At 67.1% G+C, this 15,382-nt stretch carries 14 protein-coding genes and 1 other annotated feature; of the genes, 7 read left to right on the forward strand and 7 right to left on the reverse strand.

Annotated elements, in window-relative coordinates; all coding sequences use genetic code 11:
* Positions 1-3 precede the first annotated feature (3 nt).
* Entirely contained in the window at positions 4-1,452 is a 1,449-nt protein-coding gene (locus BLU62_RS29495; RefSeq protein ID WP_074854023.1) for a wax ester/triacylglycerol synthase domain-containing protein, read from the forward strand.
* A complete protein-coding gene (locus tag BLU62_RS29500; protein ID WP_074854024.1) occupies positions 1,449-2,621 on the forward strand; it encodes an alpha/beta hydrolase family protein in 1,173 nt (390 codons plus the stop codon). The genes BLU62_RS29495 and BLU62_RS29500 overlap by 4 nt, the downstream gene beginning before the upstream one ends.
* 284 nt (positions 2,622-2,905) lie before the next feature.
* Here BLU62_RS29500 and BLU62_RS29505 read toward each other — a convergent pair.
* From BLU62_RS29505 to BLU62_RS29540, 7 genes are all read right to left on the reverse strand, one after another.
* Positions 2,906-4,206, reverse strand: a protein-coding gene (locus BLU62_RS29505; RefSeq protein ID WP_099047828.1) for an IS3 family transposase whose coding sequence is annotated in 2 segments (ribosomal slippage) — positions 2,906-3,933 and positions 3,933-4,206 — 1,302 coding nt in all. Because the reading frame shifts where the segments join, the coding sequence is not laid out codon by codon here.
* Positions 3,803-3,934, reverse strand: a sequence feature (AL1L pseudoknot). Its footprint overlaps the gene before it by 132 nt.
* A 198-nt stretch (positions 4,207-4,404) precedes the next feature.
* Positions 4,405-5,793, reverse strand: a complete 1,389-nt coding sequence (locus tag BLU62_RS29515; RefSeq protein WP_084811968.1) for an IS1380 family transposase — start codon at positions 5,791-5,793, stop codon at positions 4,405-4,407.
* Between the two features lie 221 nt (positions 5,794-6,014).
* Positions 6,015-7,367 carry an alpha/beta hydrolase domain-containing protein gene (locus BLU62_RS29520; protein WP_074854026.1) on the reverse strand — a complete coding sequence of 451 codons (1,353 nt, stop codon included), beginning with the start codon at positions 7,365-7,367 and terminating at the stop codon, positions 6,015-6,017.
* The gene (locus tag BLU62_RS29525) at positions 7,364-7,753 is read right to left on the reverse strand and encodes a carboxymuconolactone decarboxylase family protein (protein ID WP_074854027.1); all 390 of its coding nucleotides are present in this window, start codon (positions 7,751-7,753) and stop codon (positions 7,364-7,366) included. Before BLU62_RS29525 ends, BLU62_RS29520 begins: the two co-directional genes overlap by 4 nt.
* Positions 7,750-8,631: an NAD(P)-dependent oxidoreductase gene (locus tag BLU62_RS29530; RefSeq protein WP_074854028.1), complete on the reverse strand. Its 882-nt coding sequence runs from the start codon at positions 8,629-8,631 to the stop codon at positions 7,750-7,752. The genes BLU62_RS29525 and BLU62_RS29530 overlap by 4 nt, the downstream gene beginning before the upstream one ends.
* Positions 8,628-9,368 (reverse strand): SDR family oxidoreductase, encoded by a 741-nt coding sequence (locus BLU62_RS29535; RefSeq protein ID WP_074854029.1) that lies wholly within the window; start codon positions 9,366-9,368, stop codon positions 8,628-8,630. The genes BLU62_RS29530 and BLU62_RS29535 overlap by 4 nt, the downstream gene beginning before the upstream one ends.
* 257 nt (positions 9,369-9,625) lie before the next feature.
* Entirely contained in the window at positions 9,626-11,092 is a 1,467-nt protein-coding gene (locus BLU62_RS29540; protein ID WP_074854328.1) for an aldehyde dehydrogenase, read from the reverse strand.
* A 64-nt stretch (positions 11,093-11,156) separates the two neighbouring features.
* On the opposite strand from BLU62_RS29540, the gene BLU62_RS29545 reads away from it, so the two are divergent.
* The 5 genes from BLU62_RS29545 to BLU62_RS29565 are packed head-to-tail and all read left to right on the forward strand — an operon-like array spanning position 11,157 to position 15,382.
* Positions 11,157-11,738, forward strand: a complete 582-nt coding sequence (locus tag BLU62_RS29545) for a TetR/AcrR family transcriptional regulator (protein WP_074854030.1) — start codon at positions 11,157-11,159, stop codon at positions 11,736-11,738.
* On the forward strand, positions 11,738-12,982 hold the full coding sequence (locus tag BLU62_RS29550) for a cytochrome P450 (protein WP_074854031.1): 1,245 nt from the start codon (positions 11,738-11,740) through the stop codon (positions 12,980-12,982). The genes BLU62_RS29545 and BLU62_RS29550 overlap by 1 nt, the downstream gene beginning before the upstream one ends.
* Complete coding sequence (locus BLU62_RS29555; protein ID WP_074854032.1) at positions 12,982-13,821, forward strand: SDR family oxidoreductase; 840 nt, start codon at positions 12,982-12,984, stop codon at positions 13,819-13,821. The genes BLU62_RS29550 and BLU62_RS29555 overlap by 1 nt, the downstream gene beginning before the upstream one ends.
* On the forward strand, positions 13,818-15,185 hold the full coding sequence (locus BLU62_RS29560) for a cytochrome P450 (protein WP_074854033.1): 1,368 nt from the start codon (positions 13,818-13,820) through the stop codon (positions 15,183-15,185). The genes BLU62_RS29555 and BLU62_RS29560 overlap by 4 nt, the downstream gene beginning before the upstream one ends.
* Positions 15,185-15,382, forward strand: coding sequence for a ferredoxin (locus tag BLU62_RS29565; RefSeq protein ID WP_074854034.1), 198 nt, complete (start codon positions 15,185-15,187; stop codon positions 15,380-15,382). Before BLU62_RS29560 ends, BLU62_RS29565 begins: the two co-directional genes overlap by 1 nt.

The raw sequence follows: 15,382 nt of genomic DNA on the forward strand, positions 1-15,382 counted from the left end.
ACGATGAACGCACGCAACACACCTGAAGTCGCCGAGCTGTTCGCCGGCGTCGACGCCGCTCCGCGCGGCGCCGAGCGCATGACCGGGCCCGACGCGCTAATGCTCAACATGGAGACCCCGTCGAACCCGATGCACACGCTGAAGGTCGCGGTGCTCGACACGACCCGGCGCGGGCGTCCGCTCACGCTCGACGAGATCGCCGACGTCGTCCCGCGTTTCCTCGGGATGTTCCCCCGCGCGACGCAGCGGGTGCAATGGGCGCCGGGGTGCTCGGCACGCCCGTTCTGGGTGCAGGACAACGCCTTCGACGTCACCCACCACCTCGACGAGATGGATGTCGCCGCTCCCGGTGGGCGTGCCGACCTCGACGCGGTGCTCTCCGAACTCTCGGTCCGGCAACTCGATCGACACCGGCCGCTGTGGGCTCTCACGCTGGTCCACGGCCTGGAGGGCGACCGTCAGGCAGTGGTCGTCCGCGTCCATCACGCAGTCGCCGACGGACTCGCGGCGCTCAACACCTTCATGGCCGCCACCGCCGAGCAGGGGGAGCGAATCCACCCCGCGCCCGTCGTCGAGGCTCTCGCCCAGGACACACGCACACTCACGAAGGCGGCGCGCGCCGAGTCGTGGCGGCTGGTCCGGGGCCTACCCTCGGTGGGCCGTGCCGCCCGCCGCGCGGTGACCGCGCGCCGTCGGGCGGCCAACGGAGACCTCATCCCCAAACCGCTGACGGTGCGTCGTACCAGCTTCAACGCCCGGAGCGGCGCCGACCGGGTCTGTGCGTCGGCCGACATCTCGCTGGCCGACGTCCAGCGGATCGCCCTCGCCGCCGGCACCACGGTGAACGGTGCCCTGCACGGCGTGATCGCCGGCGCGATCCGGGACGAGCTCACCGCCAGAGGCGAGGAGCCGGGTACCTCGGTGACCATCTTCGGGGTCTGCAAGGACCTCGCGTCGAACCGGGTGCACGGCAACGAGATCGCCACCGCGATGGCGTACCTGCGGTCGGATCTGGCCGATCCCGTGGAACGGATCGTCGCGACCGGCGAGAGTTGCGGGGCCACCGTGGCGTGCCGTCGGGACGTCGGCTTCGAACTGACCGAGAAGCTGGCGACCTACACCGGCCGGCTCGGTCCGTTCTTCCGCGGAATCGCCGCCAACCGGGCGCCGCTGGTGATGAACAACATCACCACCGCCAACATGCCCGGCCCGCGGACGACGCGCTGGATCGGCGACATCGAGGTGGTCGACTGGATCTCCTTCGCGCTGGCGATCGCGCCCGCCGACGTCAACCTGACGACCTACAGTTACGCCGGACGGCTCAGCATGGGACTGATCGCGACGCCGGAGTCGATGCCGGACCCGGCCGGGTTCCTACGCCGGGTCGCGCAGGCCGTCGACGAGGCGACCGATGCACTCGGCATCGGCGCGATGGCACGGGAGGCCAGTTGATCGACTGGGAGACCGAACGAGCACGGCTGGGACTGTTCGCGGGCGTACTGCCCCGCGCGATCGGCAGCTCGCTGGCCGCACGACGAGGGAACCCGGAGACGGGTATCCCACCGGCCGGATGCGGACCGCGCCAGGTCGGCGAGACCGCGATCGACGAGCTGTTCATCGCCGTCAACTCGGTGATCCGGGACATCCCGCCTCTCGAGTCGGTCGAGGGCATGGTCGCGCGATGCGCGGACGTGGCCGACGAGTTCGTGCGGCTGGGACCCGCGGGAGTCCATCGCGATCCCGATGCGCCCCACCTCCTGTCGCGCGACCGCAAGATCTTCGGCACCACGGCGTTCGACCACATCGACTTCTCCGTCGACGCCACACTGCCGGCTTCGGTCGCGTCGCTGGACCCGTACGCCGACGGCATCTCGTCGGTCCGGGTGATGACGAAGCGCAAGACCGGTGCCCGCTGGCTGATCTGGGTGCACGGCGCGGCACAGGGGCGGCCGGACGATCTCTACGCGTTCCGCGCGGCGCACCTGCACAAGAAGCTCGGCTACGACGTCGCCTTCCCGGTGCTGCCGGCGCACGGCGCCCGACGGGTGACGAAGGTGGCCTACCCGGGCTTCGACCCGCTCGTGAACACCCTCATCACCATCCGGGCCGTTGCCGAGATCCGGTCGCTGATCACCTGGATCGAATCCCACGACCCCGCCGAGATCTCCATCGCCGGAACATCTCTGGGCGGGCCGATCGCGGCGCTGGTCGCCTCGATGGACCCGCGGGTCGCCGCGGTCCTCGCGGTGGTGCCCATGCTGGACATGCACGCGACGCTCGCCCACCACATGTCCCGCGGCGGACCCAAGGGTGAGCACCTCGCATCGTTGATGCGCGACGACTCGGTGCGCCGGGTCGCGAGCGTCATCAGCCCGCTGTCGGTACAGCCGATCGCGCCGCCCGACCGCCGGATGGTGGTCGCGGCGCTCAACGACCGCGTGACCTGGGTATCCGCTGCGCAGCAACTCCACGAGCACTGGGGTGGGCGTATCCACTGGTACCCCGGAAGCCATGTGGGGCACGCCATCTCGACCGGAATCCGGCACGCGACGGACGGCTTCCTCAGTGAACCGATACGACCCGCGGGCCCGGCGGAAGAAGACAAGCGCGCCGTGTTCTGAGTTCAGCTCGCCTCTTATCCGAATGAAGCGACGCCACACTCGCTCCCTGAGGTGTGAGGAGCGTTAGCGCCGCCACCCTTGCTCCCTGAGGTGTGAGGAGCGTTAGCGCCGCCACTCTCGCTCCCTGAGGTGTGAGGAGCGTTAGCGACGAGCCACGAAGGGCTGGTGAGCCGACCTCGCCGGCCCTTCGTGGCTCGCTTCGCTCGCACCTCAGGGAGCGGGTGGGTTGCTGCGCTCGCACCTCAGGGAGCTGGTGGGTTGCTGCGCTCGCACCTCAGCCTGAATCACCCTAGGTTTTGTGCCGCCTCCAATGTGGGCTGGTCCTCGGGGCCGAGGCCAGCGTAGTGGAGCGTTTCGAACTCGGTCGGGGGAATCTGGCCAATACTCGAGTGCAACCTGCTGTTGTTGTACCAGTCGACCCAACCAGCGGTCGCGAACTCGACGTCGGAGATCGTCCGGTACGGGCCGGAGTGGAAGATCGTGGTCCGGATGCACTCGGTCTTGTACAAGCCGTTCACCGACTCGGCCAGCGCGTTGTCGTAGGCGTCCCCGACCGATCCGATCGACGCTGCGATGTCTTCGAGTCGCAGACGCTCAGTCAGTGTAACCGATGTGTACTGACTTCCGGCATCCGAATGATGAATAAGCTCAGCAGCTTTCACCGGATGCCCTTCCCGATTGCGCTGCCACAGTGCCATCCGAAGCGGGACTGTCACCAACTCCACCGACTTCGATGTCGAGGCATGCCATGCCACGATTCGACGGGAGAACACGTCGATGATGAACACCACATACACCCACCCAGCCCAGGTCCGGCAGTAGGTGAAATCGGTCACCCAAACCCGGTTCGGTTCGGCAGCACTGAACTGTCGGTTCAACAGATCCTCCGCGCGGACACCATCAGCGGATCTGACGGTCGTTCGGACTCCCTTCGACCGTCGAATTCCTTGGTGGCCTAACACTTTCATCGCTCGATCAACGGCGCCATAGGACACCCCAGGCAGAGTTGTGCGATGCAGATGGGCGCGCATCTTCACCCGCCCGTAGAGGCCCTCGGGAGTCATCTTCCGCCGGCCGTCGTCACCGGTGCGCCAGACGACAGTGCGCACCGCATCGACGACGTGGGCATCAGAGACCGTCCGTGCGGCAGGCGTGCGTGATCGCCATGCCCGGTAGGTTCGTGCGGCAATCTGGCAGCCCTGCCCACGCAGGACCCGGCAGATCGACTCGACCGCAAACCCGTTGGCGCGCATTTGATCTATGAACGCCACGATCATCGGTTGCGGGGGTCGAGTTCCCCCGCGAAGAAAGTTGTCGCTGCTTTCAGAATGGCAACGTCTTCTCGTAACTGCTTGTTCTCGGCCTTGAGGCGCTTGATCTCGGCGGACTCCTTCGTAGTGGTCCCGGAGCGGGCGCCGGCATCGATCTGGGCTTGTACGGCCCATCGACGTACCGTCTCCCCGCCGACACCGACCTGCTTGGCGATCGCTTCGGCCGCGGCAGTCAACGACGTGTACTCGCCGCCGTGGGTCTCCAGCAACCGCAAGGCCCTCGAACGGACCTCCGGGTCGATTTTCTTAGGCATGTGCTCATCCTTCCTGACTCAGAAGGAAGCGGTATCAAACCTGGGGTGATTCAGCCTGGATCCGTGGACGGTTGTCGGGAGGTGTAGTTTGGGCTGCTTCTGTGGTTGATCAGGTTGTGGGCGTGGGGTATTCGCTGATCTTTGTCAGCTTTTTCACTGGGGTTCCTGGTGGTGGGTGGATGTGTTGGGGTGTTGGGGTCAGGGGGTGTTCACCGCGGTCCACAGGGTGGTGAATGCGTGGTGCCAGGGCCAGTGTCGGGGTAGGTGCAGGATGGGTGTTCGTGCTGGTCGGGCCAGTCGGGCGGGTACGGCGACCAGGGTGCGTCGTAGTGTCGCTCCGCGCGCGGCGCGCAGTCTGGCCGAGCTGGTGAGCGCGGCGAGGGTGCGCATGAGGTTGTGGCTGATGGTGGTCAGGGCCAGCCAGGCGGCGTTGGCGCCGAAGACGCCGGAGGGTAGATGGGCCAGTGGTCCGTCGATGAGGTCGGCGAACACGGTCTCGATGACGGCGTGGGCGCGGTGATTGATGTCGGCGGTGATGGTGTCGTCGGTGGTGTTGGTGAAAAACGAGTGATACCGCCATGCCGGCATCAGGGTGTCGGTGTCGGCAGGGTGGTGTGCTTTGACTCGCCGCACGATGAGTCGGGCGGTGATCGGGTGTGGCGAGAGTGGTGTGACCGTGTAGGTGGTTTCGGCGATTTCGGCATCAGAGATCAACGCGCCGGTGTCGGGGTCGGTGACCGCCCCGGGATAGACCACTGGGGTCCAGGCATCCTCGCCGATGGCTGAGATCGCGCGGGTGATCGCGGTGTTGGTCCGTAGGACCAGCGAGAACGTGGCTCCCAGGCGTTGGCAGGTAGCCATCACCTCAGCTGATCCGTAGGCCGCATCAGCGCGCACGGTGATCTCACCGGCGGCCCCGCAACGCCGGGCGGTGGCGATGGTTTGCGCGATCATCGTTGCGGCCCCGGCACCGGAGGCGGCGCGGCCGGCGCGCAGCCAGGCGTTAGCGATCACCGGTGGGTACTCGGGTGCGCTGAGGGTGGCGATCAGCGGCGACAGACCCCGACGCAGCAGTTCACGTCCGGCGATCTTGGCGTGTCCGTAGGAGGCGCCGGTCTTCTGATAGCCATAGACCGGACGCAGCAGGGAATCGATATCGACGAACACTCGGGCACCGTTAGTGGGCAACAACCCTGCCCGGGCGCACATCGCCGGCAGGGAGCGGGTCATCACGGCGTTGAGTTGTCGGGCATGCCCGGGAGTGAACTCACGCAGGGTTTGTCCGATCGTGGCCGGGGCGTACACGCGGTCGAACAAGCGTCGGTGCCCGCCGCTGCGGACGATGCCGAGGTCGTCGATACTGTCCGCGCCGCAACATAACCCGGCGATCACGGTCAGCAGTTTCGCTTCCAAGTTGGCTCCGGCTGAGGCGACCCGGGTGGTGCCCAGATCGACCCGTTTGGCCAGCAGCGCGGCCACCCCGGTCGAGCGCGCCAATTCCATCACCGGTACCAGCCCGGCATGCGACACGAGATTGTCGTCGTCAAAGAGTGCGGACGTGGCCGAGAAGCTGTGTGATACTTTCACTGAAAGTGCCTTCTGAGCTGGGATGTTTTGTGTCTCAACACCACCAATCATCCCAGCTCAGAGGGCACTTTTATGTCACCGACACCCCACACCCCTCCACGGATCCAGGCTCAGGGAGCGGGTGGGTTGCTGCGCTCGCACCTCAGGGAGCGGGTGGGTTGGTGCGCTCGCACCTCAGGGAGCGGGTGGGTTGGTGCGCTCGCACCTCACGGGCGGGAGATCTACTCGGGCACCAACTCCGGGTTCGCGTCGGCGATCAACTCGTCCCGGTCCTCGATCAGGACGAACCCCGCGGCGATGGCTGAATCGGCCGCGTCCCGGTAGTGCTTCTCGTACTCCTCGCGCGTGCCGTAACGCTCGGCGAGCAGATGCTCCGGAACCGGGTGGGTCGACCCGAACAGCAAGCAGATCCGGGAGATCGGTTCGGGGACGACGCCACTCAACACCTGCGTCGGTGCGTCGACGCAGGGCGTGCGGACACCGCCGAGGACGTTGCCGATGTCGTCGACCTCGAACTCGGGTACCGCCGTCGACACTCCCCGGAGACGCAGCGGATCGGCGACCGGCGGCGGGTCCCCGCCGTCGGCCCAGGCGCGGAGGTGGCGCAGCCCGGCGCGCAGCACGAACCGCTGCTGGCCGCGGTTCACCGGGTCGGGGCAGCCGAGGAACTCCTCGAATTCGCCGATCTGATGGAGGTCGGCGTGCGAGGTCCCGGCGATCTCCCACACCCGCAGTCGGTCGGTGTCCGGCTGTCGCACGAGGTGATAGCGGAAGTTGGTCAACACGTCGGTCTCGGTCTGCACGACGAGCACCGGGGCGTCGAGGTCGGTGCGGAGCCTGGTGGGTTCACCGCTGAACACCGTCGTCACATCGATGCCGGTGCCCACCTCGCCCGGGGGCAGTCCGGCCGCGGCGCGGCTGTGGATGAGGAACCCGTCGAAGTCATCGTCGGTGGCCACGGCATTGACGTAGGTGGTCAGCGCCATCGCCGACTGTGATTCGCCGACGGCGAGCACCGAGCGGACGGTGAGTCCGGCGAGCGGGTGGTCCGGGGTCGGTGTCTCACCAGAGTGGTCACCGCGTATCGCCCGTCCGATCGAGCGGAAGATGTCGTAGCAGTAGGCGTCACCGGGATGGTGCAGACCCGCGTAACGGTCGGGGTCCTTGGCGGCCAGGCCCTGGGGCTCGCCGGTGGCGACGCCCACCGAGCCGGTCCCGCCCTCGACGCCGACGTACTGCGCCGACACCCCCACCCACGCGTAACCCGCACGTACCAGCTCGGCGGCGAGATAGGAGTACTCCGGTCCGGCATCGCTGCCGCTGCTCACGTTCAGCCATTCGACGACGGCGCTCCCGTTGAACGCCGCCGGGTCGGCGGGGCGTCGCACGACGAGGCGCGTCGTGAACTCGGCCGGCGGTGTGTCCCCGTCGCCGACGAGCCGTTCGGCCACCCCCGACGCGGCGTACTCGGTGTCGGTGTAGCCGGCGGCGGCGAGGTCGGGTAGGGGCGAGGCGCTCAGCAACGAGGAGCCCCTGCCTTCGGTCAGCGGACGAAACGTGATGTGCTGGTTCACTTCTGCTTCCGGTGCTTCTCGATGACCTCGCCGAACATGAAGTGCATCTTGGTGCCCTGGGGCCAGCCGATGTAGTAGCACAGGAACAGGCTGATCTCCTCGAGCTGCTCGGGAGTCAGCTCGCCGTTGCCCAGTGCGGCTCCGGCCTGGATCTCGGCGACGTCGATGTTGTTGCTCGCCGCGAGTGCGCCGAGCAGGATGAGACGCCGATCCCGGTCGGAGAGGCCCTCGCGCGCCCACACGTTGCCGAACACCTGGTCGGCGGTGTGCGCGAAGAAGTCACCGGGACCGTCGCTCATCTCCCAGCCGTAGACCTCGGACATCCGCTTGAGGCCGCGTTTGCGCACTTCGCCGGGCGCTTCGTCGGAGATGTTGGATCGGGTCATGCGGATTCTCCTTCGAGATGGGGGACACCGAGTCCGGGGGCCAGCTCGCGGAGTGCGATCCGGCCGAGGGGCAGGTCGACGTCGAGGTCGTCGGCGAGTGCGAGCGCCAGCGACAGGTCCTTCTCGCCCAGTGTACGAACGCCGGTGAAGATGCCGTACCACGGATCGTCGGCGTCGAGCGTCGCCGTGGACTCCCGCAACATGATGGCCCCGGCGCCGCCGGTGATCGCGTCCGTGTGCCGAACGACCTTGCCCAGCTTGGCGATGTCGAGCCCGGCGGCCTCGGCGAGGCGCGCCGCCTCGGTGGTGGCGGTGAACGAGATGAAGTGCAGGAGGTTCCGGGCGAGCTTCATCTTGGTGCCCGCGCCCACCTCGGGGCCCGCATGTACGAGCATGTCGGCGGTGAGCCGGAAGGGTTCCTTCAGCTTCTCGTAGGCGTCGCGCGGGCCGCCGACCATGATCGCCAGCCGACCCGACGCCGCACCCATCGCGCCGCCGGAGATCGGGGCGTCGAGCAGGACCACGTCGCGTTCCGCGCACTGTGCGGCGAGGTCGACGGCGGTGTCCGGTCCGATCGTGGAGTGGACGGTGATGACGGTGCCGGGACGGGCCGTCGACAGCAGCCCGTCGGGGCCGGTGACCACGGAACGGACCTGCTCGTCGTTCAGGACGCAGATACCGATGATGTCGGTGCCGGAGGCGAGTTCGGCGAGCGAACCGGCCGCCTTCGCGCCCTTGTCGACAACGCTCGCGATCGCCTCGTCGGATAGGTCGAACACCGTCAGACCGCCGGGCCAGGCGGCCAGGCTGCCGGCCATCGGGCCACCGATGTTGCCGAGCCCGACGTACCCCAGCCGGATCGGGGTCTCCTCACTCATGACCGGATGACCTGCCCGCCGTCGACGTTGAAGATCTGCCCGGTGATCCAGCCAGCCTCGTCGGACAGCAGGAAAAGGCACATCCCGACGAGATCCTCCGGCGTGCCGAACCGCTTGAGCGGCAGCCGGTTCACGATGTCGGCAACCATCTCCTTCGGGGTGGTCGTGCGGGTCGCCTCGGTGTCGATGGGGCCGGGGGCGATCGCGTTGACGCGGATGTTCTGTCCGCCGAGCTCGGTGGCGAGCTGTTGGGTGAGGCCGTTGACGCCGACCTTCGCGAGACCGTAGAAGCCGCTGTACAGCCATGCCGCGGTGGAGGACTGGTTGACGATCGCGCCGCCGCCGTTGGTCATGTGCGGGTAGACCGCGCGGGTCACGTTCAGCGCGCCGTCGAGGTTCACGGACATGAACTTCTTGTAGTAGTCCCACGGCACGGTGATGAGGAAGTCGAGCTTCATGCCGCCGTAGATCGCGGCGTTGTTCACCAGGCCGTCGATGGAACCGTAGGCGTCGACGGTTGCCTGGGCGAGTGCCTTCGCGGACTCCTCGTCGGCGACATCGGTGCTGACGTACAGGCCGCCGATGTCGGCGGCGACCTGCTTGCCCTTCTCGTCGGCGAGGTCGGCGACCACGACGTTGGCGCCCTCGGCGGCCAGCGCCCGCGCGTAGGCCTCTCCGATGCCCCCGGCCGCCCCGGTCACGATGATGGTCTTGTTCTCGAAACGCTTGGAACTCATTGTCCTGCTTTCTGTGTGAGTGGTGTGGTGGACTCTGGGGCGGGCCGCTGTGGGGCTTCGACGCGGTGCCTCGCTGCGCTCGGTACCGGCTCAGCCGGCGGATGGGGTGCCTCGCTGCGCTCGGTACCGGCTCAGCCGGCGGATGGGGTGCCTCGCTGCGCTCGGTACCGGCTCAGCCGGCGATCAGCCGCTTCCTGAGGTGCGAGCTCGCGAGCGCTCTTCGCGCCCTGAGGTGCGAGCTTGCGAGCCTCGAAGGGTCAAGCGGGCCGTGCCACGGCCTTGGTCTCCAGGTATTCCTCGAATCCGGCGACGCCCATTTCGCGACCGATGCCGGACTGTTTGTAACCGCCGAACGGGACGTCGGCGGAGTACCAGATGCCGCCGTTGACGCCCATGGTCCCGGTGCGGACACCGTTGACCACCTTGTTGATGCGGTCCTCGTCGGTGCCGTAGACCATGCCCGACAGTCCGTAAGGGGAGTCGTTGGCGATGCGGATGGCGTCGTCGTCGCCGTCGTGGGCGATGATCACCAGGACCGGGCCGAAGATCTCCTCCTGCGCGACGCGAGCGGAGTTGTCGAGTCCGGAGATCAGCGTCGGCTCGACGAAGAAGCCCCTGGGTTTGTCGGCCGGACGGCCGCCGCCGATCTCGATGGTGCCGCCCTCCTGCTCGGCGATCTCGATGTAGGACAGGACACGCTGTCGCTGGCGTTCGGAGATCAGCGGCCCGCAGATGGTGCCCGAACTCGTGGGGTCTCCGGCCGGGAGTCCGGCCAGGGCATCGCGGGTCGCGGTGATCGCCTCGTCGAGCTTGGTTCGCGGCACGACCAGACGTGTCGTGATCGCACAGCCCTGGCCCGCATGGGTGACGACGTTGAAAGCGGCCATCGCACAGGCGGAACCGAGGTCGGCGTCGTCGAGCACGATGAACGCGGACTTGCCGCCGAGCTCGAGGAAGACCTTCTTCAGCGATTCCGACGCCGCGGCCATCACCTTCTTGCCGGTCGCGGTGGAACCGGTGAAGGAGACGAGGTCGACGCGGGGATCGGTGCTGAGCTGTTCGCCGAGACGGTGATCTGTCGAGGTGACGATGTTCAGGACGCCGGGCGGGAAATCGGTCTCCTCGGCCACGACCTTCCCGACGAGCGCCGCGCACCACGGGGTGTCCGGTGCTGGCTTCAGGACGACGGTGCAGCCGGCGGCGAGGGCAGGGCCGATCTTGGCGAAGTTGATCTGGTGGGGGAAGTTCCACGGGGTGATCGCGCCGACGACGCCGACCGCTTCCGAGCGCAGCTCGCGATGGTTCTTGATCCCCATCGGCTCGGCCTCGCCGAGGTCGCGGGTCCACTCGTAGCTCTCGGCGAGGTCGGCGAAGTAGCCGAGGTCGGTCACCGGGCCCTCGAACTGCGGGCCGTGGGTGAGGAACGACGGGCAGCCGACCTCGGCGATCGTCAGCTCGCGGAACTCGTCGGCGTGGGCGAGGAGGGCGTCGCGGAGCTGACGCAGGCAGCGGGCGCGGAAGGCGTGATCCCGCGACCAGTCGGTGGTGTCGAAGGCGGTGCGGGCAGCGGCGATCGCGGCATCCATGTCGTCGGAGGTGGCCTCGGCGGCCTGCCCGATGACTTCCTCGGTCGCGGGGTTGACGACGTCGAAGACACCGCCGCCACCTGGGGTGAGTTTGCCGTCGATCAACAGATCCGACGCGGATTCGGGACGTAGGGGCATCAGCTGGAACTCCATCTGGACAGGTGTCTGGACTCGCGTTCAAACCTAGTGTAGCGTGGCTCACATGTCCAGCCCCGTGTCCCAGGAATCCACTCGTCGCCGCCTCACGCAGCAGCAGGCGGAGACGGTCTCGCGGCTGACCGACGCCGCGGTCGACGTGCTGAACGCCGAGGGTTTCGACGGGCTCACCGTCCGGTCGGTGGCCAAGATCGCGGGGGTCGCGCCGGCTACGGCGTACACGTACTTCTCGTCGAAGAGTCACCTGGTGGCCGAGGTCTTCTGGCGTCGGCTGTCCGCGGGCGTCCACGAGCCCGATCCCGCGGGGACACCGGCTGAGCGGGTCGCCCAGGTGCTCCGCGAGGTCGCGCTCGTCGTGGCGGGAGAGGGCCAACTCGGTGGCGCGGTCACCGTTGCGCTGCTCGGCGCCGATCCCGACGTCGAACACCTGCGTGTCCGCATCGGTGCGTTCATCCGACGGCGCCTGGCGGCCGCGCTCGAGGAGGACCCGGAGAATCCCGGGCCGCTGCTCGACGCCCTGGAGATGATCTACTCCGGCGGCCTCGTCTACGCCGGCATGGGCCACATGACCTACGAACAGACCTCCGAACGACTTGTCGCCGCAGCGCATCTACTGATGGAGAAGTGATGACCGAAACGACCTCGGTGCCGGGGATGGAGCGGGCGCTCCCCTTCGACCCGTATGCCTATGATTTTCACGAGGATCCGTACCCCACCTACGCGCGGCTCCGCCGGGAGTCGCCGGTCTACTACAACGCCGAGATGAACTTCTGGGCCCTCGCCGGCCATGCCGACGTCCGCGCGGGATTCCGTGATGTACAACGGTTCTCGAACAGCTGGGGAGTGTCGATGGACCCCTCGGCGTACGGTCCCGACGCCCACAAGTCGATGTCCTTCCTCGCGATGGACGACCCCAAACACATGCGCATCCGCAAGCTGGTCTCCAAGGGGTTCACGCCGCGCCGGGTCAACGACCTCACCGGTCGCATCACCGCACTGACCCACCAGCACTGGAGCAAGTGCCTCGACATGGGTGAGTTCGACTACGTCCACGACTTCGCCGCGCTCCTGCCGATGGACGTGGTCTCCGAGCTGCTCGGCGTCCCCGAGGCCGACCGCACACATCTGCGGCATCAGTCCGATCTCCTGTTGCATCGCGAGGACGGCGTACTCGACATCCCCGAGGCCGCGATCTACGCGTACATCGAGCTGCACAAGTACTATTCGGAACTCATCGCCGACCGGCGGAAGAATCCCGGTGAGGACCTTGTCTCGGCGCTGATCGAGGCCGAGATCGACGACGACGAGACCGGCGAGAAGATCAAGCTCACCGAGGACGAGATCGTCGGCTTCATGGTGCTGATGGTGGTCGCGGGCAACGAGACGACCACCAAACTGCTTGCCAATGCCCTGTATTGGGGCTGGCGCAACCCCGACGAGCTCGGCAAGGTGTTCGCCGACCCCGAGCTCGCGGTACCGCAGTGGACCGAGGAGACGCTTCGCTACGACAACTCGACCCAGATCGTCGTTCGTCGCGTGATCGAGGACGCTCCCTACGGCGACCTGGTGATTCCCGCCGGCGACCGCGTTCTGCTCCTCGTCGGTTCGGCGAACCGCGACGAAGAGGTCTTCGGGCCGGACGCCGACAAGTACGACATCGGCCGGGACAACGGGCAAGCACTGATGAGTTTCGGCCTCGGTGCGCACTTCTGTCTCGGTGCACATCTCGCCCGGCTGGAGGCCAACATCGGTCTCGGCGAGGTGATCCGGTCGATCCGAGCGGTCGACATCGACATCGACAAGGCGGTGCGGGTGCACTCGGTCAACGTGCGCGGCTTCGCCGAACTCCCGGTGAAAGTGACGGTGCGCTGATGGCTTTTCGTCCACATCCCGAACGTCGGCCGGTCCTCGTCGCCGGTGCGTCGTCGGGCATCGGTGCGGCCACCGCCGAACACCTCGCCGCGGCAGGCCATCCGGTGGCCCTGGCCGCCCGCCGCGTCGAGAAGCTGCAGGAGCTGGCCGACAAGATCATCGCCGCGGGCGGCGAGGCGGTCGCCGTGCCTCTCGACGTGACCGACGAACAATCCGTGATCGACTGCGTCGCCAAGGCGGAGGCGGCACTCGGCGAACTCGAGATCGTGGTCGCCGGTGCCGGCGACCTCGCGGTCGGCCTCTCCTACCAGACCGGTCCGGAGCATTTCGCCGACCAGGTCAACATCCATCTCACCGGCGCCTACCGCATCTACCGGGCGGTCATTGGCGGCATGATCGACCGTGCGCGTGGCGATTTCGTGTTCATCGGCTCCGACGTCGCACTGCATCCCCGGCCCTGGTCGTCGGCATATGTCGCCGCGAAGTCGGGCATCGACGGCTTGGTGGCGACGATCCAGCTCGAACTCGAGGGCACCGGCGTGCGTGCGGGTGTGGTCCGCCCGGGACAGACCCTGACCGGCATGGGCATGAACCTCGACCCGAAGACCACCGAGGACATGCTCAACGACTGGATCAAGCACGGTTTGGCGCGGCACGGCAATTTCCTCGAACCCGGACACATCGCGCTGGCGGTCGCCGCCATGGTGACGATGCCGCGGGGCTCGCACATGCGCGCGGTCGAGGTGGAGGCCGAAGGCGCCGTCTCCCGTGACCGCGACAGGTCCGGCAAGACACAGACAGACCCACAGGCAACGAAGGACAAGGGGACCGATCAATGACCGCGATCACCGAATCAGGCCTGAAGAAGCCGAATCGCGTTTCCGGCGGCGAAGGCGAACACGGCCACCTCGACGAACTCGCCACCGACCCGCTGTCACTGTTCTGGCGCGTCCGCGAGGAGTGCGGCGACGTCGGCATGTTCCAGCTCGCCGACCGCGAGGTGGTGCTGGTGTCCGGGGCCGTGGCCAGCGAGGAGTTCTTCCGCGCTCCCGAGGAAGACCTCGACCAGGCGGCCGCCTACCCGTTCATGACACCGGTGTTCGGCGAGGGCGTCGTCTTCGACGCCAGCCCCGAGGAACGGTCCAAGGCGATTCACAACTCGGCCCTCAAGGGCGCCCACATGAAGCAGCATGCGGTGACGATCCCCAACGAGGTGGAACGCATCATCGCCCGGTGGGGCGACGAGGGTGAGATCGACCTGCTCGACTTCTTCTCCGAACTCACGCTGTACACCTCGTCGTCGTGCCTCATCGGACGCAAGTTCCGCGAGCGTCTGAACGCCCACATCGCCCACCTCTTCCACGACCTGGAGAAGGGCACCGACCCGATCGCGTACGTCGACTACAAAGCCGACATCGAGAGTTTCCGCAAGCGCGACGAGGCGCGTGCCGAGCTGGTCGAGTTCATCCAGGGCGTGATGGACGAGCGCATGGCGAATCCGACTCAGGACAAAGAGGATCGCGACCTGATGGACGTGCTCGTCCAGGTCGGCTTCGACGCCAACACGGTCACCGGCATGTTCATCTCGATGATGTTCGCCGGCCACCACACGACGTCGGGGACCGCCGCGTGGACGCTGATCGAGTTGCTGCGCAACCCGGACTACATGGCGCGCGTCTACGACGAACTCGACGAGATCTACGGCGACACCCCGGACGGTGAGCGCCCCGAGTACACCTTCGCCCACACCCGGCAGATGCCGCAGCTCGAGAACGCCCTCAAGGAAGCACTCCGCCTCCACCCGCCGCTGATCATCCTGATGCGCGTGGTGCAGAAGGACTTCCACGTCGAGGACTACGAGATCTCCGCCGGCCAGTCGATCGCGGTGTCGCCGGCGATCTCGAACCGCCTGCCCGAGGATTTCCCGGATGCGGACACCTTCGACCCCGACCGGTACGACAAGCCGCGCCAGGAGGATCTTGTCAACCGCTGGACCTGGATTCCGTTCGGCGCGGGCCGGCATCGTTGCGTCGGTGCGCAGTTCGCGATCATGCAGCTCAAGGCGATCTTCTCGGTGCTGTTCCAGAACTACGAGTTCGAGATGTTGCAGCCCCCCGAGAGCTACCAGAACGACCACTCGAAGATGGTCGTTCAGCTGCAACAACCGTGCCGCGTTGCCTACCGTAAGCGTCAGGACCGCTGATGCGTGTCGAGGTCGATCTGGATCTGTGCCAGGGGCACGGAATGTGCGAGCTGGAGGCCCCGGAGGTCTTCGCTGCGAAGACCGACCATGTCGAGATCCTCGACGAGAATCCCGACGAATCCCGGCGCGCCGAGGTCGAGGCGGCCGTGCAGTACTGCCCGACGCAAGCGTTGCGTCTCATCGAAGATGACGAGTGA

Origin of the sequence: Gordonia westfalica (genome assembly GCF_900105725.1) — a bacterium.
GTDB classification, from domain to species: Bacteria; Actinomycetota; Actinomycetes; order Mycobacteriales; family Mycobacteriaceae; genus Gordonia; species Gordonia westfalica.

Excerpts from the sequence above, each read along its gene's own strand:
- BLU62_RS29495 (WP_074854023.1), top strand. The coding sequence starts at position 4 with ATGAACGCACGCAACACACCTGAAGTCGCCGAGCTGTTCGCCGGCGTC.
- BLU62_RS29525 (WP_074854027.1), bottom strand. The coding sequence starts at position 7,753 with ATGACCCGATCCAACATCTCCGACGAAGCGCCCGGCGAAGTGCGCAAA.
- BLU62_RS29530 (WP_074854028.1), bottom strand. The coding sequence starts at position 8,631 with ATGAGTGAGGAGACCCCGATCCGGCTGGGGTACGTCGGGCTCGGCAAC.
- BLU62_RS29535 (WP_074854029.1), bottom strand. The coding sequence starts at position 9,368 with ATGAGTTCCAAGCGTTTCGAGAACAAGACCATCATCGTGACCGGGGCG.
- BLU62_RS29540 (WP_074854328.1), bottom strand. The coding sequence starts at position 11,092 with ATGCCCCTACGTCCCGAATCCGCGTCGGATCTGTTGATCGACGGCAAA.
- BLU62_RS29545 (WP_074854030.1), top strand. The coding sequence starts at position 11,157 with ATGTCCAGCCCCGTGTCCCAGGAATCCACTCGTCGCCGCCTCACGCAG.
- BLU62_RS29550 (WP_074854031.1), top strand. The coding sequence starts at position 11,738 with ATGACCGAAACGACCTCGGTGCCGGGGATGGAGCGGGCGCTCCCCTTC.
- BLU62_RS29555 (WP_074854032.1), top strand. The coding sequence starts at position 12,982 with ATGGCTTTTCGTCCACATCCCGAACGTCGGCCGGTCCTCGTCGCCGGT.
- BLU62_RS29560 (WP_074854033.1), top strand. The coding sequence starts at position 13,818 with ATGACCGCGATCACCGAATCAGGCCTGAAGAAGCCGAATCGCGTTTCC.
- BLU62_RS29565 (WP_074854034.1), top strand. The coding sequence starts at position 15,185 with ATGCGTGTCGAGGTCGATCTGGATCTGTGCCAGGGGCACGGAATGTGC.